17 protein-coding genes are annotated in these 19127 nt (G+C 43.9%); 3 read left to right on the top strand and 14 right to left on the bottom strand.

The window, feature by feature from the left end; translation table 11 throughout:
- Window positions 1-105 precede the first annotated feature (105 nt).
- From AAFP11_RS25380 to AAFP11_RS25350, 7 genes are all read right to left on the bottom strand, one after another.
- Complete coding sequence (locus tag AAFP11_RS25380; RefSeq protein WP_341739520.1) at window positions 106-273, bottom strand: hypothetical protein; 168 nt, start codon at window positions 271-273, stop codon at window positions 106-108.
- Window positions 274-411: 138 nt separating this feature from the next.
- Window positions 412-858: a hypothetical protein gene (locus AAFP11_RS25375; RefSeq protein WP_341739519.1), complete on the bottom strand. Its 447-nt coding sequence runs from the start codon at window positions 856-858 to the stop codon at window positions 412-414.
- Between the two features lie 155 nt (window positions 859-1013).
- The gene (locus AAFP11_RS25370; protein ID WP_341739518.1) at window positions 1014-1487 is read right to left on the bottom strand and encodes a hypothetical protein; all 474 of its coding nucleotides are present in this window, start codon (window positions 1485-1487) and stop codon (window positions 1014-1016) included.
- Window positions 1488-1628: 141 nt separating this feature from the next.
- Window positions 1629-2051, bottom strand: a complete 423-nt coding sequence (locus tag AAFP11_RS25365; protein ID WP_341739517.1) for a hypothetical protein — start codon at window positions 2049-2051, stop codon at window positions 1629-1631.
- A 77-nt stretch (window positions 2052-2128) separates the two neighbouring features.
- On the bottom strand, window positions 2129-2488 hold the full coding sequence (locus AAFP11_RS25360) for a hypothetical protein (RefSeq protein WP_341739516.1): 360 nt from the start codon (window positions 2486-2488) through the stop codon (window positions 2129-2131).
- Window positions 2489-2511: 23 nt separating this feature from the next.
- On the bottom strand, window positions 2512-2916 hold the full coding sequence (locus AAFP11_RS25355) for a hypothetical protein (protein WP_341739515.1): 405 nt from the start codon (window positions 2914-2916) through the stop codon (window positions 2512-2514).
- A 92-nt stretch (window positions 2917-3008) separates the two neighbouring features.
- Window positions 3009-3911 carry a hypothetical protein gene (locus AAFP11_RS25350; protein ID WP_341739514.1) on the bottom strand — a complete coding sequence of 301 codons (903 nt, stop codon included), beginning with the start codon at window positions 3909-3911 and terminating at the stop codon, window positions 3009-3011.
- Window positions 3912-4688: 777 nt separating this feature from the next.
- Between AAFP11_RS25350 and AAFP11_RS25345 the strand changes: the two genes are divergently transcribed.
- On the top strand, window positions 4689-6716 hold the full coding sequence (locus AAFP11_RS25345) for an NB-ARC domain-containing protein (RefSeq protein ID WP_341739513.1): 2028 nt from the start codon (window positions 4689-4691) through the stop codon (window positions 6714-6716).
- A 700-nt stretch (window positions 6717-7416) separates the two neighbouring features.
- Here AAFP11_RS25345 and AAFP11_RS25340 read toward each other — a convergent pair.
- From AAFP11_RS25340 to AAFP11_RS25315, 6 genes are all read right to left on the bottom strand, one after another.
- The gene (locus tag AAFP11_RS25340) at window positions 7417-10932 is read right to left on the bottom strand and encodes a CHAT domain-containing protein (protein ID WP_341739512.1); all 3516 of its coding nucleotides are present in this window, start codon (window positions 10930-10932) and stop codon (window positions 7417-7419) included.
- Between the two features lie 510 nt (window positions 10933-11442).
- The gene (locus AAFP11_RS25335) at window positions 11443-12219 is read right to left on the bottom strand and encodes a DUF1822 family protein (protein WP_341739511.1); all 777 of its coding nucleotides are present in this window, start codon (window positions 12217-12219) and stop codon (window positions 11443-11445) included.
- A 3-nt stretch (window positions 12220-12222) separates the two neighbouring features.
- A complete protein-coding gene (locus tag AAFP11_RS25330) occupies window positions 12223-12918 on the bottom strand; it encodes a hypothetical protein (RefSeq protein WP_341739510.1) in 696 nt (231 codons plus the stop codon).
- Between the two features lie 137 nt (window positions 12919-13055).
- A complete protein-coding gene (locus tag AAFP11_RS25325; protein ID WP_341739509.1) occupies window positions 13056-13292 on the bottom strand; it encodes a hypothetical protein in 237 nt (78 codons plus the stop codon).
- A gap of 206 nt (window positions 13293-13498) precedes the next feature.
- Window positions 13499-15028, bottom strand: a complete 1530-nt coding sequence (locus tag AAFP11_RS25320) for a UDP-N-acetylmuramoyl-L-alanyl-D-glutamate--2,6-diaminopimelate ligase (RefSeq protein ID WP_341739508.1) — start codon at window positions 15026-15028, stop codon at window positions 13499-13501.
- Window positions 15029-15059: 31 nt separating this feature from the next.
- Window positions 15060-15362 carry a glutaredoxin family protein gene (locus AAFP11_RS25315; protein ID WP_341739521.1) on the bottom strand — a complete coding sequence of 101 codons (303 nt, stop codon included), beginning with the start codon at window positions 15360-15362 and terminating at the stop codon, window positions 15060-15062.
- A gap of 219 nt (window positions 15363-15581) precedes the next feature.
- Between AAFP11_RS25315 and AAFP11_RS25310 the strand changes: the two genes are divergently transcribed.
- Both AAFP11_RS25310 and ffh read left to right on the top strand, forming a co-directional pair.
- Window positions 15582-16862 (top strand): ATP-dependent DNA ligase, encoded by a 1281-nt coding sequence (locus AAFP11_RS25310; protein ID WP_341739507.1) that lies wholly within the window; start codon window positions 15582-15584, stop codon window positions 16860-16862.
- A 225-nt stretch (window positions 16863-17087) separates the two neighbouring features.
- Window positions 17088-18533, top strand: a complete 1446-nt coding sequence (ffh, locus tag AAFP11_RS25305) for a signal recognition particle protein (protein WP_341739506.1) — start codon at window positions 17088-17090, stop codon at window positions 18531-18533.
- 127 nt (window positions 18534-18660) lie between these two features.
- Here the strand turns inward: ffh and AAFP11_RS25300 are convergent.
- The coding region (locus tag AAFP11_RS25300) for a Uma2 family endonuclease (RefSeq protein ID WP_341739505.1) at window positions 18661-19127 on the bottom strand (467 nt) is incomplete at its 5' end.

Raw genomic sequence — 19127 nt, 5'->3', positions numbered from 1 at the left:
GGTTGTTAAACGCTGCGGTGGCGAAGATATTTGGCGGGTCACTGCCTGAGAAAATAGCTCGATGCCTGGGATTTATTTACCACACATAATGCCTCTTTCTCTCTTCTAGAAAGGGGCTTTGTTGTTTTTAGAGTTTATGCGTCCAGGACTGAATTTGAAGCTATTTGTCAGGTGCGATCGCACTTGACAAATAGCTTCAACTAATATCAAGTCCAGTGCCATCCTTCTAGCATCGGGGGGGGGCGGGTTTACGAGATTGTTTTTTTGAGACATAAATGCTTGGTAAAACCCGCCCCTTGTATCTTAAAAGAGTGAGTTAATCGATCGCCCTGATGGATCGCGATCGCGCGTCTGTGTTTATTGGTTAGGGGGTTATGAGAATCCGCCGCCTGTTGTGGTTTACTGATGGGATTAAGTCACCTTTTTCCCCCGATTACGACTCAAAAATTTAGCTCCTCTAGAAGCGACAAACTTAGCCCCTGCTGATACAATGGTTTGGTCTTGTTCCTGAGAGTTGACATCTTCATGTTTGTTTCCTTCTCTCAATTTACGACCCAAATATTTAGCTCCTTTACGACCGAGAAACTTAGCTCCTGCTGATAAAATGGTTTGGTCTTGTTCCTGAGAATTGTTTAGGTTTTTGATATCTTGTTTGTCTCTCCCAAAACTAGCAATAAATTCAAAAGCTGCTATCAAGCCTACTAGCAATATTAGCACCACCAAAACTATCGGTATCAGCAATAATCCCAGCAATAGTACAGCACCCTTACCCTTCAGACTAACCAAGATGATGGTGATAATGTTCTCCCACCAAGAACAGCCCCAGCGTCCACAAAATTCTGCCAAAATTAGTTGCATTAGATTTTAACTCCTTAAACTGTATGTCCCTAACTTTTTTGTTCCAACCGTGCTTTGTGCTTTCCTAAATAAAAGTAGCGATCGCACTTTTGTATCTAAATAAAATCAGAGCGATCGCACTTTGGTAGAAATAGCGATCGACCTGGTAAATTTAACTAAGTGTCAATCACTTTGGCTAAAGAATGTGGTGCTGGTGGAGACTGAGAAGGTCGAGGGATATAGGGAGGTTTAGGACGACAAGCTTCTATAATTTCGTTCCGAAAGTGGTTGAGTTTATCATTTTTTGTGCAAAACAGAATGAGATTATTACTACTCGTGTAAATGGCAATATAACGCTGTTTTACGACAAAAGCTAACACAATGAAGATAATACCAATGAAGAAGAACCAGAGGGTAAAAATTCCGAGTACGAGTAGCCACCAAGTACAGCCTTCCCCAATTTCAACTGCTTTGACATTTTGAATGAGAATGACAATTTCTTTTATTTCTAAGTCAAAAAATGAATTGAAATTTCCTTGTAAGGTGTCCCCAACAATTTTAAGAGTTCCTGTTCCACTGGTTCGGACGGGAACTGCACCGACTAATTGACCGGGAATACCAGTGATTTGCGTAACTGATTTAGACTTCATGTCTTTGAGTGTTGTAGGAAAAAGTATTAGATAGGTGAGGATTATTTGTTTTAAATCTTGCTGGCACTTACCTCCTGGATTGAATGCGGTAAGGTGCGCAGTGCGCACCCTACATAATTATGTTTTGCGTCCAAGATTGAATTAGGCAATGGTGTAGAAGTAGGCTCGACCTTCTTTAGTTAGAATTGCTTGACCTAATGCTACAAGTACCACTAATACTTCCTGAGCGTAGTAGTCAAGTTTATGACCATATTTATAGGGGAGATTAAAGTTTTTAGCGACGGGCTTGAGAACGGTAGAAGCATCTTCTGGTGTAACTTTACAACCCTTTAGTTGGTTGTATAGATACTCCACAGCTTTGTCAGGAATGTCGTAAGAGTAAGTTACTTGTTCTCTATTTTGATTAATTTGCTCTACTCGGTAAGAATCCTGTTGGTAGTAGACTCGGTGACTGTTACGCAGTTCGACTTGTCCGATAAACTTAATCAATGATTCCTCCTGGTTTAGTTGAGCGATCGCATTTTTATAATTTCGTTTTGTAGCGGTAAGGTGGGCAATGCCCACCTACAGATAGAGCTTGTGCGTAAATTATGCTCGTATTTAGAAAGAGATGGTTTACGAAGCCTCATTCTACCTATCTATTAACAGCCAAACTCTTCGTCAAGTCTGCGTTTCATTTCCCCAGAGATAGGTAAATTCCGAATTTCTCCGCACAGACGCGATCTGGATTCTCCGTTTTGAAGGCGCTGTCTGTAAATCCCAATTAGCACTGCTTCAAGACCATACTTAGACAATGTTTCTGTAGCTAAACCGATGATTCCCAGCAGTGCAATTCCGCCTAACATACCTGCTGGACCACCCACAGCGGCGAGTGGGACACCTAACAATGCTAAAGCTGCTGTAATTGCAGCCCCACCTGTTAAGCCTGTAGTTGCCATTACAATTAGCAGAATGATTGCGGGTAATCCCAATGCAGCAGCTTTTCTAACCAATTTATCCATTTTACGAGACCTCACTTTTTCAATTAAAATGTCCATTCATGATCTGGATCGTCAAGGGCTGCTCTGACAGATGTCAAATTAGCAAGGTCTTTGAACGGACTAGAATTAGCTATTTCGGTAATTGAAGTCATGGCTAAAGCTAACTGGTTATTATCACCGATCGCTATTGCCTCATCTACCTTTTCAAACAGAAATTTAAAGTTCTTAGCACGTTCATCAAACGAGCCTTCAAGATAGTTAATTAAAGCATCGCGTTTTGCTTGAATGTCGGCAATCGTTGCTTTTTCCCAAGCTTCGATGCCACGCCGTTTAGTCTGCTCTTGCTCTGCAACTATTTTGTATTCGGTGTAAGCTTCAACAACATCGCGGAAGCACTCAGCCGCGGCGCCGGGATTAAAGATTTCTACAGGAATTTTTTTAGCTATCATTTCTATTTGCCTGGTTAAGTAGTAAGGTGGGAAATGCCCACCTTACAAATAGATTTTCTGCGTAAGTCTTGAGACTACTTCGATCGCGATTTCTATTTCCCTGGTAAAATCCGATATTTCTCCAAAACCTTCACAGTGCCGAGGTTAAGCTTACCGTCACTGTTTAAAACAGGGGTTTTCAACATTTCTACAAGTCCCTTCATCAGAAGTCCTACCTGTTGGAACTTCTCAGCATCTCTCTTGGGATTAAAAGGCTGAGATTCCAGTTGACTCAAAGCTTCAACAGCACGAGTGTTCATAGATCCAAACACTCCTCTCAATTCAGTAATCCGCTGTCTTACCTGTTTAGCAAAGTCCTTAGCAAGTTTCATGTCTGCGATCGCCTTGTTGACTTGAGCTTCATGCTCTCGCGCCTTTGTCATCGCTTTCTCGCCTTCACTAGCAGCAAAAAAGCCACCGATCGCCAAAGCTGGTAAAAGGGTGATACCGCCTAATACAGCAGCACCCACAGCCATACCGCCGCCACCAGCCGCGACCGCTCCACCGCCAAACCATGCTAAAGTTGCATTCCAAGCAGCCGCTCCACTGAGAGTTGAGATAGCTGTTCCCGTGCTGGCTGCTCCTAGTGAAGTAACAGCACCAATAGCACCGCCGTAACCTGCTGCGGCTGCTCCTGCGGATTTAACACCAGCCATAAAATATTGTTCTGCTCCTACCGCCGCAGCTTTGTACTCCTTCATCTGCTGAACTGAAAAATCCATCCCTTCTAAAAGCCGCTTTTCACTTTCTGAAGCCTTCCGACCACTATTTTCAAGGAAGGTAACAAAGCGCTTAATTGTGCTTCTTATGACATTCAGTTGAAGTTGGCCATACTCTTCTGCCAATTTGTTTGTGGCTGCTTCTTCTCTTTTCAAATCTTCAACCGCACGCTCGAATCGCTCTTGAGCTACCTTGGCGAGTTCATTAGCTTTTTGACCTGGATAGAATGAAACCATAAAGTACCTCCGATTTATGGACTTTGACTAAAACGATTCCTAGATTCAGTGAGAAGCGATCGCAAGTTTAAACTTCCAACTATTAACCAGGGGAAAGTCAAAAAATTATGCAGACACCCACGGGAAAGTTTGCCATCTGCCAGAGTATCTGGCCCTCAACCGCCCCGATCGACCGCTAAATCATTTAACTGAGAATTAGCCTAGCAGGTTTTCCAGCAACGGTCAAGTATATGAGTCAAGTAAATCTCAGTAAAAAGAGAAAACTACCCAGAGGGATGGGTCGCTCAGCCACTTCAGCATTCTGATACAGCGAAGTCTAATACCCTCAAAGGCTTGACTAAAGGCTTAGCCCCACAAATATCCATTTTTGATGCGAACCCAGGAGTGAGGTAGCAGCTTTGTCATTGACGAGAGTCTGGCTATTCTGCTCTCCCTGTCGTAAGATAGATCGCCGGTCATTATCTCAGTAAAGTGAGATAGGGCGGATACAATGAGAGAGCAAGGCGGAGAGGTTGTGGACACCAAGGGCGATTGCAGTCCTGGGCGCATCAGACCAAAGAAACCGGGTTTTTTACTTGAACTGTCGGCTTTGAGCGGAGGATTTGCGTAAAAAAACCCGGTTTCTGACTACCAAGGGCGATCGCAAACCTCCTGTTCTACCAGCAAAATCTTATATAAAACGATGTTTTGTAGTAATCTAATACAATAGACATCGCAAGAATTGCAAGCTTTGAACAGGCAAGATGCCTGTTCCACAATAAATATGGTCGATGTCTAATGATTCCCCAAAACTTTTTAAGAAATCTAGCCACCAATTTAGGTATTTCCGACAACGAATTTGAGGCACTCTCCAGGGCGATTCAAGGCGAACCGATGGATGCGATCGCACAAGAACTAGGAGTCAGCAAAGAAGCGCTTCAGAAAAGACTCGGTGAGGTTTACAAAAAATTTCAAATTGTGGGTCGAGGGCCAGGAAAGCTGGCTAGATTACAGCAAATCCTCATTTCACAGTATCAACAGCAAGTCGCTAATTTTAGTAATGGTACAGCCAGCGATGGGATTTCTGTTAAAAATGACACGGTAAAGTCTGCTGTCTGTGCTGACACTAACCCGCCCATCAGCGAAGTTATTCCTTCAGAGACAGCGGCGAAAACACGCCCCCGGATCGATTGGGGTGAAGCGCCTGATGTCCCTATTTTCTACGATCGCAGTGCTGAACTTGCCACTTTAAAGCAATGGATAGTCAACGATGGTTGTCGATTAGTTGCACTACTGGGAATGGGAGGAATTGGCAAAACTGCATTGGCCCTCACCGCAGTACAACAAATTCAGGGTGAGTTTGATTATTGCATTTGGCGATCGCTCAAAGAACGCCCGTCCATGTCAAATATCTTATTCGATTTAATTCAATCCTTGTCTCCCCAGCCAGAAACCCACTTACCAGAGAATACGGAAAAGAGAATCTCTTTATTGCTCAAATACCTACGTTCCTCACGGTGTTTGTTAGTATTCGATGAACTTGATAGCATCCTCCTTCAGGGCGATCGCTATCAACCAGGATACGAAAATTATGCAGACTTATTCCAGCGAATAGTAACATCACGCCATCAAAGTTGTTTGCTACTCACCAGTTGGCATCAACCCCTAGAACTTAATTCGCTCGTAGAACAAAGTTCACATATTAAATTATTACAACTAAATGGCTTAGACGAGCAAAGCGCTCTAAAAATTCTCTATTCAGCCAAAAGGTTTTCTAGTAGTACCGAAAACAAGTCATTTTCAGAAATGAGCCAATTATACGGTGGCAATCCCTTACTTTTAAAGATTGTCACCGCTAACTTTGCTGACTTATTTTCAGGGAATATCACCCAATTAATCCAGCAGACAACCTTAGTTATACAGCCGATTCTGCGAGATTTTTTGCAAAAAACTAGCGCTGATTTATCAGATACAGAAATTTACCTAATCGGTTGCTTAGCCTTGAGAAGTAAACCATTCAGCACCAATGATTTGAAATCAAATATAGCCTTTGCTGGAGAAATATCTGACTTGCAACCAGTTTTAGAATCACTCATTAAACAAGCATTTTTAGTAAAAATTATTGAAGCCGGAGAAGATAGTTTTACCCTGAATCCAGAAATAAAAAAACACATAATTCATCAATTGATTGCCAAATACCTCAATCAACTGGGTCATAAAAAGTATTTGTCAGGAGAGTTCCAAACTGCCAAAGCTTACTTAACCCAAGCCATCAGATTTAATCCTGACTTAGCCGCATCTCACTATAACTTAGGAGCTACTTACGAACAGTTGCAAGATTTATCTACGGCACGAATTCACTATCAAATCGCCGCCGGATTTAACAACCGAGGGGCTTATGCAGCGATCGGTAATTTAGCACGTTTGGAAATTATATCGGGAAATGTGGAGACAGCAATTAACCTGATATTGCCGATTTTAGAGAAAGTCAAAGACAATCTGGTTCTAGCGGCTTTGCACAAAAACCTGGGGTGGGCTTACTTCCTGCAAAATCGCTATAACGATGCTGAGTTACAGCTTTTAAAATCGATCGCTCTCAATCATCTTCACCCACCGACTTATTATATTTTGGCACAAGTGAAAGATGCTCAAGGCAAGATCCAAGAAGCATTAGTTGATTATGATAATTTTTTGAAGTGCGATCGCGGCGATCGCAAACCTCAAGGAACGCATTGGAGACTGCCGGAATTAGATATTTGGAAAATCACAGCACGCCAGCGCTTGAATTATCCCCCTAATTCGCAGTCTCCAAAATTAGAGATTTAGTTCGCGATCGCATCAATACCAAAGAAACCGGGTTTTTGCGAAAATACTGGGTTCCCACCGACAGATTCGGTAAAAAACCCGGTTTCTTCGATAGGCGTGCGTAAGTCCGGTTCGTAAAAAAACCCGGTTTAACTAACATCTTGCACCATTCTCAATAAAGGGGTTATTGGTGGGGGAGGGCGGGTTTATTTAACCTGTTTGCTAGCTTCAAAGCTTTTGGCGAACCCGCCCCTACAGGTTATTGAAAATGATGTAAAATCTGAATTTAATCGGCCCAGGAGCGTCCAGGACTAGATGACTAGCGAAGGTTAGGTGGAACAATAGGATCGTCATCTTCATCCTCACTTTTTTTGGTTTGAGGTTGAAAAATCTCTCCTAGCGGGGGATAGGATATGAGTCGATAAAATGCTGTCATTGCTCGTTTCTCCGTTAAGGTGAGTCAGAAATTTTGGGAGAAGCGAGTTGGCCAACTGCGCTTTTCTATTAACCAGGGCCAAGTCGAAAAATTATGCAGGTTTTTGGGGGGAAATGAAAAAATTTTTGGTGAGAAAGCCGGTTTCTCACCAAAATAGTGCGTTACAGCCCGCCGAAATCAGGGGTAGTCAGAAACCGGGTTTTTTACGAAAATACTTGCTTACAGCCCGCAGAAATGGTAAAAAACCCGGTTTCTTTGGGCTTGATGCGTCCAGGACTGTTTGAGTTAGCGCAAGCCGGAACAGGTGAAAGCGGCCCAGTAGGAGGGGTGAGAGAAGGGAAGAGGTTTCTCGATCGCATCTTTGAATTGGTTCTTGGTGCTCCGAAGACGTTCTGCTACCTTTGTGTGTTGCTTGTATTGGTCATACCAGTTGATATAAGTTTCACTTCCTTTGACTTCGCGATCGCGAGACTCTTTAGCTGCTTTTTTTGCTTTTTCGGCCGCCCTAAATTTACTCTCAAGTAATGGTATTAGCTGCTGCTGGTATTCACTGAGTGCTTGACCGCTAAGCGATCGCAACTTTTCTTGGGCTTGTTGTAGAGAGACAATGCGACTTTTTCCTTGCTGTCGGTATTGGTGGTAAAAAATAGAAAATAGTGCGGTTGCTAAATCGTCAACAGCCCAAAGGGTAGCGATAACACTTCTCGCACCAGCACATAAGAAACCAGTGGAAAGAGTCAGAACATCATCTGTTATTTCAGTTAAACCAAGATTTGTTTCACAGCAAGAAAGGAAAACATCCTCCAAGTTAGGGAACCTCCAAGCCGGAGTTAAGAGTTGCCCCAGGGTAATCGATCCATCACCTAAAAATAGCTTTGATTCTAAAGGATTATCAAAGCGAGATTGGGCATGATGACTAGAATGAAGACCGGAAACTTGCTCTACCAAGCGCCGATAATTACTGACAGTTGCTTGAGAGCGACCGCGCAGCCGTCGTTCTTCAGGAATGCTATATATTTGAGCGAGTTGAGAACATTCAAAACTCACACAAGGTAGGTCTTCTGTCGCATCTTCCACGGTTCCGTACCTCAGTTTAACTTTGGTTTGAGGGCGTTTATGACAAAATTCTAAAACTTGGCAACTGGGAGCATAGCGTATGAGAAATCTATCTCCGAGGTATTGGTCATTATCAATAGGTAAAGCGCTAAATGGAATTGAATGTAGGTAAATATGAGGTACTATAATCAGTTCTTCAATACCACTTAGGTGGTGTTCAATTAGTTGTTTTAAATCGAGAGACTGTGCTAATTGAGATAGAGTTGATTGCAGAGAGTTTTGCCATTCCGCTTTATTCTGCACGTAGGGAAGTAACCAGCGCTCGAAAATCCAGGTTTGCAACCCTTTGTCTTGCTCTAAACAAGTATGACAAGTAATTCGATCGCGTTTGATGACAAAGATGTGAGTATTTTGGTAAGTTGTGTAAAAACTCAGGATAGCTGTTGTTTGATGTTCGATCAATTGCTGAATATGAGCTAAATTAGGAGCTGCGACTTTTATTTCTCCGGCCAATACGGGATCTAAGCGCCTGAGTTGTTCCCAAACTTGTTGTTTCTGAGCTTCTAATTGAGCGATCGATTCATTAATAGCAGCTAGAGCCGCACGGGAACGAGTGCTAATTTTCACATTTTTGAATTCTTGGTCAATCTTAGATAGCTGAGGAGAGCGGTAGGAATCTATTTGTTGTTGCAAAGTCTCATACTGCTGCAAATATGTTTGAATTTCGGGAGAAATTGATTCACCCTGATAAAGGTCATGGCTTGCCATTAAATCTACGAGGCGTTGGGAGCGCGATCGCTCTACATATTCAATGGCTTTATCTAACTGTTTGTTGTTGACGCAAGCCTGTATTGTATTAGCGTATACCCGAAAAGATGATTCTAAAATTTCCTGCCGCCGCTGTTCGCTACTTGTCCAAGAACGGCTAGTTTCTACCGCTTCAATAGCTTGACTATAAGCTTCAATAGCTTTCTCCCACTTTTCAGTTGTAAAAGCAATATTTCCGAGGCTTCTTCCTACTCGCAAACAATCGCGGGGAAAGGCTGCGGGAGTGTAAATTTCCAAAGCTAATTTAAAATGAGCAATAGCTTTTTCAGTTTCTCCTAGCTTTTCATAAGCCGCTCCCAAATTGGTCACAGTCATGGCCCAATCTTCCGGTAAGGCTTCGCGAGTATTTACTTGTAAAGCTTTTTGATAGCAATCGATGGCTGCTTTCAAGTTTTCTTCCCGCACTCCCTTCACTCGATGTGCATAAGCATTTCCCAAATTTACTTGTGCATTAGCCCAGTAATATGGATCTAATTCTTGACTGTAGACTTGCAAAGTTGCTTCACAAGAGCGAATAGCTTGCTCTAAGTTCTCGGCTCGATCGCCCGCATTTCTGTCCCGATAAGCATTGCCCAAATTTTGTTGGATTTTAGCCCAATTTAAAGGATGTGTTTCGCGGCTGTAGACTAATAATCCTGCTTGATAGCACTGAATTCCCAGTTCTATATTGGTGGCTGTCTCGCCCAAAATTCTGTTACAATAAGCATTACCTAAATTCATTTGTGTATCTGCCCAAGACTGAGGTGTTCCCTCACGAGAATCAACTTGCAATGCAGCTTGGTAGCAAGTAATTGCTCGATCGATATTTTCGGCTCGATCGCCCCGAATTCTGTCAAGATAAGTATTTCCCAGATTATTTTGAGTTTGCGCCCACAGTTGAGGCAATGCTTGATGAGTCCGAACTTGTAAAACAGCTTGGTAGTGTTGAATTGCCTGTTCCAAATTGTCCGCACGATCGCCTAGAATGCGTCTTAGATAAGCACTGCCTAAATTATCTTGAGTTTGGGCCCAGTCGATCGGTAATGCTGAAACAGTCCTGATTTCTAAAGCGGCTTTGTAACAGTGAATCGCTTGCTCTAAATTGTCAGCTTTCTCTCCCTTAATTCGTTGACTGTAAGCAACACCTAAATTGTTGTGAATACCCGCCCATAGCGGCGGAGATTCCTGTTTGGTTAAAACTTGTAGAGATGCTTCATAGCAAGTAATAGCTAACTCGATGTTGTGAGCCTGTTTACCCTGAATTCTCCGAAAGTAAGCAGCCCCTAAATTCACTTGAGTATTTGCCCACTTATAGGGGAAAGCTTCGCGGGTATTTACTTGTAAAGTAGATTGTAAGATAGCAATCGATCGTTCTAGATTGTCTGCGGGTTCTCCCTGGCTTCGCTCTTGATAGGCAATTGCTAAGTTGCTAGATGCTTTCGCCCACTGTTCGGGAAATGCCTCGTAAGTAAAGATTTGCAGTGCTGCTCGATAACATTGAATTGCTTGCTCTATGTTGTCAGACACATTACCATAAATTCGCTCTTTATAAGCAAGACCCAGATTATTTTGTAGGTGCGCCCGCATTAGCTGATTTTCAGGCTGGCTTAAAATTGGTAAGGCTGCTTCGTAACCGGCGATCGCAATTTCTAAATTATTCGCCTTGGAGCCTTGAGGGAATTTTTGAATTGCTTCGGATATTAGAGTAAGAATTGCTGCTAATGTTAAACACTGTTGAAATTCATATTCCTTATAAAACTCGTTGACTTTAATTCGCAAATAGAGAGCAAATTCTTCATTTAATAGCTCTATATTTTCTAGAAATAAGGGGTGAAATAGCTTATCATTTCCTTCACTTTTTGCCGCTACCAGCAGCAACTTCATTAGAAAATCGAAATAAGCTTGTTGTCGCTGTTCATCAATTTTTTTAGCGCTCATCGCCGATCGCCTCTATTTCAAATTGCCGGCTTTCTAGTATTCTCAATTGGGTGCATCTCATTTTTGCAAATATATTTGTAGGGGCGGGCGCATTGGTGTCAACTTAAGACTGAAAGCCTTGATAAATCTCGTTTTTAGCTGAGTCTAGATCCCCCTAAATCCCCACCCCCCCTAGCCCCCCCACCCCCCCCTGCCCCCCCCAAGGGGGGAGGGGGGAAGGGGGACTTTGAGAACACTCTTGTCCCCCCCTTCTTAAGGGGGGCTAGGGGGGATCTAGGCTTAATAGTCAAACAGCAGTCTCTGACTGGGTTTGACGTTAAGTTGACACCAATGGGGCGGGCGATGCCCCTACAGGAATTATATCTATAGCAATCCTAAATCATTTGCATAATTCTTGTAGGGGCAAACCCCCCGTGGTTGCCCGCTTTGGTCGGGGTAGGCACGCACCATCCACTACCCCTACATATTTTGCGAATCATTTAGGATTGCTATATTTAACATGACATGATATTAGCTCCAAATTTCTCTTAATTTTTCTAGCAATTCTTCAGCTAGTTCTAATAATTCAATTTCCCGATCGCCCTCATCAACATTTTCTCCCAATTCCCGATCGCTGGCTGCATAAACTCCCTCACCAGTAAAAACATCTTTAACAGCATAGGCTCTTTCATCTTCCGGTTCGTTGCCATAAATCTGTTCCAGTTGGGCAATAATCTCGGCTATCGATCGAGTGTTGAGTACATCTCTCACTTGCACTGCTACTGGATCGCCACTCAGCAAGAAACTATTGGCCAACTCCAGTCGCTCTAAATAATCTACGAAATCATCGAGGGTTTGAAGATTAGCGATTTGTATTTCTAAAGCCTCCACTGATGGTACAAATCCTAACAGTTTTGCTGAGTTTAATTGTTCCTCAAACTGAACGGCTACATAGCCAATGCGCTCTTCTGTTGCTTCTAGGGGAAGGGCGATCGCACTTTCCCCGAACCACAGAGGACGGCACTCCAATTTACCGATTCCTGGGAGTACCAAATCGGCGACATCCCATCGAGCACACATTATAGGCTGCCAGCTATCCCCTTGCTGTAGCTGGGGCTCGTAGGCTTGCCACTTCAAGTAACTGTAAACGGCATAAACAGCTAATGTATTGAGGTAAACTCGCTTGGCCACTTCCCGCTTGGTGGATGGGGGAGCGAGTGACAGGGTTTCTGTTGCTAATTGCTTCGCCAGACGGTGAGCTTCGGTACCGAGGGGAACTGTCAATCGGGGGGCTTCTGTGCTGTTCATTGTTCAAACCTCTCTTTGGTATCCTAGCTCTAGAGCGATCGCCTGGAGTAAGGGGCGACAGTTCCTTTCCCAATGAGATTTTAGAGTTTGATAGTTGATATTATGTTCTCTGGCGATCGCGCTAAACTTATCTGGCGGGTTTTTTAACAGCACTCTGGAACTGAGTAACTGACAGTTACAATTTGGATAGGTTTGAGGATGGCAATTCCGCAGTTTTTCATCAATATCTTCCTCCACGTACTGTTCCAATTTTAGACCAACCTGTTGTTGTTGTTCTAGTTCTATTTGTTCGATATAACCGTCAAGTCCGCTGCGCGTGGGAATCTCAAAATTTGTTGTTGCTAGAAGTTCCAGCAGGGAAGTTTCGGTTTGACTGTCTGTAATAGGTGCGTCTAAACTGCGATCGCCCTTTGCTTGTGAGTATAAATCTTTAAGTCGCCAGGAGAGGTAACTGTTGACCCATTGCAGCAAGCGCTTTTGAATCAAAGGTCGATCGCGATCGAAGCCTTGACATAGTTGTCGGTTTATCCATTCAAAGGTACGATTCAAAGCATCTAAATAGTCTGGGTGAGAGGATTTACCTAATCCCGGTAGTTGTTGAATTTCAACTAGCAGCAGATTCATCGCCTTTCGCCTTTTCGGACTTTTCAAGGGGTGCTGGCACGCCTGTGCAATCAGTCGGTACAGTTGTTCATCCATAGATACAGTTGCAATAAGGGGCTACCTCGCGGGGTGGGGGCGGGTTTATTTAACCTGTCTGCAAGTTTTAAAGCTATTGGTGAACCCGCCCCTACAGAATGGCTGACAATGATGTTGTCAGGTAAATTCTACCCATTTTATGGGGTGTTTGCTAATTCTAATTCCTCTTCTGATTCATCCCGGACTCTGAAGTACCAAAAAAGATTAGCAACAGCCAAATCAGAGGCTTTCTCCAAGTTCGACGATACTAAACTTTTATGACCTGCTATTTCCCCTTGCTCAATGATATAATCTTCATACTCTGGACGCTGCTCCCGATCGAGCATTAATTCCAATTGAGTGCGAAGCGCATAAAAATGAGACTTCGGCCGCAAATTTTCATAAAATAACTGTTCATCGGGTATTGCTAAAGCTGTTGTGGCTGAGTTTTTTTGATGCGTACCCAGTGTTACTCCCAGATTTATTAAAAAGTCAACGTAGCTTTTTCCATTTATTTTTATTTGTTAAGTATGACTCGTGATTTGTTGCTGTTGAGATGCCAGACTTCTTAAAGAAATCTGGCATCTGGGTATGTTGTTAACTAGCTGCTAACCCCATTCATTCTTTCTGTGAGAGCATTTCGGGCTTGTTCTCGATCGTCAAAATGAACTTTTTCAGTACCCAAAATCTGATAATCTTCGTGTCCCTTACCCGCAATCAGCACGCCATCTCCGGGTTTAGCATCCATAATCGCAGTGCGAATTGCAGCAGCTCGATCGCACTGGACGATGGGATTGACTTCCGGTCCAATTCCTGCTAGGATATCCTCCAAAATCCGCTGAGGAACTTCAGTGCGCGGATTGTCGGAAGTAACAACAGCTAAGTCGGCCAATTCTGCCACGATTTTACCCATTTTTGGACGCTTAGTGCGATCGCGATCGCCACCGCAACCAAACACACAAATCATCTGACCCGGAATAAACGGCCGCGAAGCCTTCAACAAGTTCTCCAAACTATCAGGAGTGTGCGCGTAATCGACAATTACACTAATATCTTGGTCGGCACTTATTTGCACCCGTTCCATCCGTCCCGGAACTCCCACAAATTCCGATAATTTCTCTACAATTGCCGACAAATCTAAACCCAACTCCAAAGCAGCACCAACAGCAGCCAACATATTTGATAAATTGAACTGACCAACTAAAGGCAAAACAAAAGCAGTTTTTCCTTTAGGAGTATGCAATAGTCCTTTAACGCCGTTGGGTTGATATTCCAAATCATCAGCATACAAATCAGCGGTTTTATCGCTAGTGCTGTAACTCCAAACTTGCTCAGAATTGAGACTTTTCATGATTCGCCTTCCGTAGGCATCATCAATATTCACAACCGCCCGACCTTTGAGATAATCTGGACTAAACAAAAGCGATTTTGCATTAAAATAATCTTCCATATCGCTATGGAAATCCAGATGGTCTTGAGTCAAGTTGGTAAACACGGCAACATCAAAATTACAGCCCAAAACACGCTGCTGTACCAAAGCATGAGAACTGACTTCCATCACCGCATATTTACATCCATCCCTGACAGATTCTGCTAATTCTTTTTGCAGATCCACAGCAAAAGGTGTGGTGTAAAGTGCGGTTTTTTCATAGCCAGGCCAGCGAGTATAAAGCGTGCCGAAAATCGCCGCAGGTAACTGCATTTGATTCAGCAAAAATTCGATTAAATGAGTAGTTGTAGTTTTGCCATTAGTACCCGTAACACCAACCAGTTTCAATTGGCTAGCTGGACTACCGTAAAATGCCGTTGCTATTTGACCGCAAACTTGAGCCATATCCCCTGCTGGAATCACACAGGGAACCTCTTCTAGCCCCCCCTTGCCAAGGGGGGGTTGGGGGGGTATTTTTTGGGCGGCTGAGGTGGAAATTATGGCAGCTACAGCACCAGCCTCGATCGCACTTTGCCAAAAATCTCCCCCATCTACCCGCGTTCCCGGCATTCCCAAAAACAAATCCCCCGACTTACAAGCGTGGGAATTAGTCGATAAACCCTGGACTTCCGCATCGAGGGCGGGATGTTGCAAGTCAAAAGAAATGCTGGGAACCGCTGCTAATAATTCTCTCAATTTCATGTCAATCACTCCTCATTAAACTGTGTTGAATCTATTTTGACCCATCGCTTTGTAAATATTTCTGTAACATTTGCTCCAATTGTGCGACTGTGCAGCGCGGAGAAGGACGGGGTAATTGTTCTAGGGGCGAGGATGCAACATCGGCAGAATTGTTTCCGAGAGGGTACACTTTAAACAAAACTGGCACTTCGTACTGGTAAGCTTGAAACCAGTCATCATGTTGGGTAATATCTCGCACTTCCAATTGAAACTTGATGCTTTCAATCTGTTCCAGTTTTTCTTGCAACCCTTCGCACAAGTGGCATCCAGGTTTGCTGTACAAAATCAATCTCATCATCTACTACAATTAGACTCGATCTTAAATTTTCCAACCTGCGATCGCAAATTGGCTAACTACACTTAGCAATCCACCAAGCCCCGCATCATTAATGTGAGTATACGATCGAGTCTATCTTAGCATTTTTACTGACACCCTAATGTTTCTTGCTATAAACTTGACTAATAAATTATTTTTTTGTAGAATGTATAAATAGCCCTACAAACAGGAGGCAGTATGAACTGCACCGAATACGTCGAAGCCAAACGAAAAGCAGCTAAAAAAATCAGTGCCGACATTCGAGAACGCTGGAACAATCGCATCGTTAAGCGAGAATTACACTTGATGGGTGAAGCGGGGGCCCTACAATATTTAGCTGATTACGGGCGCGGTATTGGTACGGCGAAAGTGATTAGTTTTGCACTCTGTGCGGAGTCGGAAGGATATCCAGACATGGCGATGGGATTTTGGAAAAAAGCTTTTGAATTGGAAACTGGACAACAGCCACTCGCTCTCAAGGAAGAACCCAATGCTACCACCAATCTCGTTGCCAACGCCAAATCAAATTCCGCCCCCAAAATAGAAACAACTGTCAACAATCCCATAATTGCCCAATTACCGCCACACTTACAGCCGGGAAAAGTTGTGACAATGCAGCCGGTAGACGCACCGAATGCACGTTCTTATTACATCGAAAATTCAGATTATTGGGGACAGCCAAAACGCGACGGCAATCGAGTAGTGGCGATCGCCACTCCAGACAAAGTATACTACCAATCGCGATCGACAAACCTACGCCAACAGCCATCCATTGAAATAGAGCAAGCATTAATTGACACAGCAACTAAAATAGGCATCTTTGTTTTAGACGGCGAACTATATTACAAAAGCTGTACCGGCAGCGAACACCGCACAGGCTCCCAAGCTGCTACAGTTAATATAGAAAGAGGTTTTCCCACCCTGGCACCCTCAGCAATTTATGCTATTTTTAAATGTTTGTTTTACCAAGGAAATGACCTAACTCCGTTGCCGGAATCAACACGAATTGCTGCGGGAGTAGAAATTGGCGAAATGCTGGTAAATTTATCTAAAGAATTTGAAATTGTACCGACCTTTCGCACCGCCACCGAAAAACTTGTACTAGCAAATCAGCAAGAATCGGAAAATAAAGAAGGCGAAGTGTGGGTTTTGCATAACTGCCCCTATGTAGGGGGAAAAGATATCAAAAAATTCCCCATGGTGAGGACAAAATATTGTCTGGAATTCGAGCTGTGGATTGTGGGGTTAACACCGACAAAAGTTGCGGGCAGGCCCTTTAGTGCGATCGAAGTAGCTCAAGAAAATCAGGGCAAATTAGTGCCAATGGGAGCAGTCGGAACCGGGTTTAGCGCCACAGAAATGCAGGAAATTAGCCGACTCTATGAGGCGAATCCCAAAAACGTCAAAATTAAAGTGCGATCGCAAGGTTTGACAGAGAGTGGCAAACTGTGGCACGCCCGATTTTTGGAGTTATGTTAACAGAAGCTTTTATAGGGTATACGCTCCTACTTTCAAGCGCAGATGTAGATAGAGTGCCTAAGTCCTGAATACAAAAAAAGCCACATCAAATAAGTTAAAAAATATCCAAATTCATCAGCCCTAATCCCCCTTCATACATAAAAAATCCCACTTTTAGCAAAACATGAATCCAAACACCGCCATTTACCCTTAAAATAAAAAAGACTGACTAGCCAACAAAGCCCTATGTTTGAAGCCCTTGCCGATCGACTCGAATCCACCTGGAAAAAACTGCGCGGACAGAATAAAATCTCCGAGAGCAACATCCAAGACGCGCTCAAAGAAGTCCGCCGCGCCCTCCTGGAAGCAGATGTCAACCTCCAAGTCGTCAAAAACTTCATCGCCGAAGTAACGGCCAAAGCACAAGGAGCAGAAGTAGTCTCAGGCGTCCGTCCCGACCAACAATTCATTAAAATAGTTCACGACGAACTCGTCCGCGTCATGGGGGAAACCAACGTACCCCTCGCCATCGCCGACAGCGGGCCCACCGTCATCCTGATGGCTGGTTTGCAAGGCACCGGTAAAACCACAGCCACCGCCAAACTAGCACTGCACCTCCGCAAACAAAATCGTACCGCATTGCTGGTGGCAACCGACATTTATCGACCAGCCGCGATCGACCAATTGCTCACCCTAGGCAAACAAATAGACGTACCAGTATTTGAACTAGGTACTGATACTGACCCCGTAGAAATTGCCCGCCAAGGCATCGAACACGGCAAACAACTAGGCGTCGATACAATCATCGTCGATACAGCAGGCCGCCTGCAAATCGACCAAGACATGATGGGAGAATTAGGCCGCATCAAACAAACAGTACAACCCCACGAAACACTGTTAGTTGTAGATGCCATGACAGGCCAAGAAGCAGCAAATTTAACCCGCACCTTTCACGAACAAATCGGCATTACCGGCGCAATCTTAACCAAATTAGATGGCGACAGCCGCGGCGGAGCAGCCTTGTCAGTACGGCAAATATCCGGTGCCCCAATTAAATTTGTCGGAGTCGGCGAAAAAGTGGAAGCATTGCAACCATTTTATCCCGATCGCATGGCATCGAGAATACTCGGCATGGGCGACGTCCTCACCCTAGTAGAAAGAGCCCAAGAAGAATTCGACATCGCCGATGCCGAAAAAATGCAAGAGAAAATGCTGACGGCAAAGTTTGACTTTACCGACTTTCTCAAACAAACCAGACTGCTAAAAAACATGGGTTCCCTAGGCGGCATCATGAAAATGATACCAGGGATGAACAAACTCTCCGACGAACAAATGCGACAAGGAGAAGTGCAGCTAAAACGCACCGAAGCCATGATTAATTCCATGACAGTGGAAGAACGCCGCAATCCCGAACTATTAGCAAGTTCACCCTCCCGCCGCCGTCGCATCGGAAAAGGTGCAGGCTATGCAGAAAACGACGTCACCAAACTCGTGAGCGATTTCCAAAAAATGCGTACCATGATGCAGCAAATGAGTCAAGGTAACTTTACAGGTATGGGAGGATTACCGGGAATGCCAGGAATGCCAGGAATGGCAGGAATGCAGCCCGGTGCCCGTGGCTACATGGGCGGCCAACAACAGAAAAAGAAAAAGAAAAAAGATAAACCCAAAAAAGGTTTCGGACAATTGTAAAAAGTAGATACAAGGGGCGGGTTTCAGCAACAATAATTGCCTAAAACCGATAATCTCCTAAACCCGCCCCCACTCAACTCTTCCTTCGCGTCTTCGCGGTTCAATAATCAACTCTCAAAACAGGCTTCTAAGAACCTTGAATCGCTTGTTTAAATTCCCGCATCGCCTGAAGGTGATTTTCAATATTAATACACCGCGCCAATAATACAATATCTAAATCTGGCAACACCAAAGAGCGATCGACCTCTGCATATCCATCAGCCCCCAACGAATACAAACGCAGTCTACAATTTTCCCAAAACCAAACTTCAGGAATTTGCAGGCGTTTGTAAGCTTCCAACTTGTCAATACCGCCGCTAGTCACCACCACTTCCACCACCAAATCAGGAAGTTCTTGATTAGGCCCCAATTCGTAAGACAAATCCGCTTCTCGCTTCACCCTTCCAGTTTCACTTTCTAGTGTCACCGAACCCGTTGGCGTAAAATCAATCCCTCCGAATTCCAAATACAAATCCAACAGCGTTGAAATCCGCTGCTTAACAGTTTCATGTTTTTTTCCAGGCATACGTCTAATCTCCAATACCCCATCTAAAA

Origin of the sequence: Microcoleus sp. CAWBG640, assembly GCF_020883015.1 — a bacterium.
Taxonomy (GTDB): domain Bacteria; phylum Cyanobacteriota; class Cyanobacteriia; order Cyanobacteriales; family Microcoleaceae; genus Microcoleus; species Microcoleus anatoxicus.
This window is presented reverse-complemented; position numbering and strand designations above follow the sequence as displayed.

Coding starts and splice junctions, on each gene's coding strand:
- ffh (WP_341739506.1), top strand. CDS start 17,088: ATGTTTGAAGCCCTTGCCGATCGACTCGAATCCACCTGGAAAAAACTG.
- AAFP11_RS25320 (WP_341739508.1), bottom strand. CDS start 15,028: ATGAAATTGAGAGAATTATTAGCAGCGGTTCCCAGCATTTCTTTTGAC.
- AAFP11_RS25315 (WP_341739521.1), bottom strand. CDS start 15,362: ATGAGATTGATTTTGTACAGCAAACCTGGATGCCACTTGTGCGAAGGG.
- AAFP11_RS25370 (WP_341739518.1), bottom strand. CDS start 1,487: ATGAAGTCTAAATCAGTTACGCAAATCACTGGTATTCCCGGTCAATTA.
- AAFP11_RS25350 (WP_341739514.1), bottom strand. CDS start 3,911: ATGGTTTCATTCTATCCAGGTCAAAAAGCTAATGAACTCGCCAAGGTA.
- AAFP11_RS25355 (WP_341739515.1), bottom strand. CDS start 2,916: ATGATAGCTAAAAAAATTCCTGTAGAAATCTTTAATCCCGGCGCCGCG.
- AAFP11_RS25380 (WP_341739520.1), bottom strand. CDS start 273: ATGTCTCAAAAAAACAATCTCGTAAACCCGCCCCCCCCCGATGCTAGA.
- AAFP11_RS25345 (WP_341739513.1), top strand. CDS start 4,689: ATGATTCCCCAAAACTTTTTAAGAAATCTAGCCACCAATTTAGGTATT.
- AAFP11_RS25375 (WP_341739519.1), bottom strand. CDS start 858: ATGCAACTAATTTTGGCAGAATTTTGTGGACGCTGGGGCTGTTCTTGG.
- AAFP11_RS25360 (WP_341739516.1), bottom strand. CDS start 2,488: ATGGATAAATTGGTTAGAAAAGCTGCTGCATTGGGATTACCCGCAATC.
- AAFP11_RS25335 (WP_341739511.1), bottom strand. CDS start 12,219: ATGAACAGCACAGAAGCCCCCCGATTGACAGTTCCCCTCGGTACCGAA.
- AAFP11_RS25340 (WP_341739512.1), bottom strand. CDS start 10,932: ATGAGCGCTAAAAAAATTGATGAACAGCGACAACAAGCTTATTTCGAT.
- AAFP11_RS25310 (WP_341739507.1), top strand. CDS start 15,582: ATGAACTGCACCGAATACGTCGAAGCCAAACGAAAAGCAGCTAAAAAA.
- AAFP11_RS25330 (WP_341739510.1), bottom strand. CDS start 12,918: ATGGATGAACAACTGTACCGACTGATTGCACAGGCGTGCCAGCACCCC.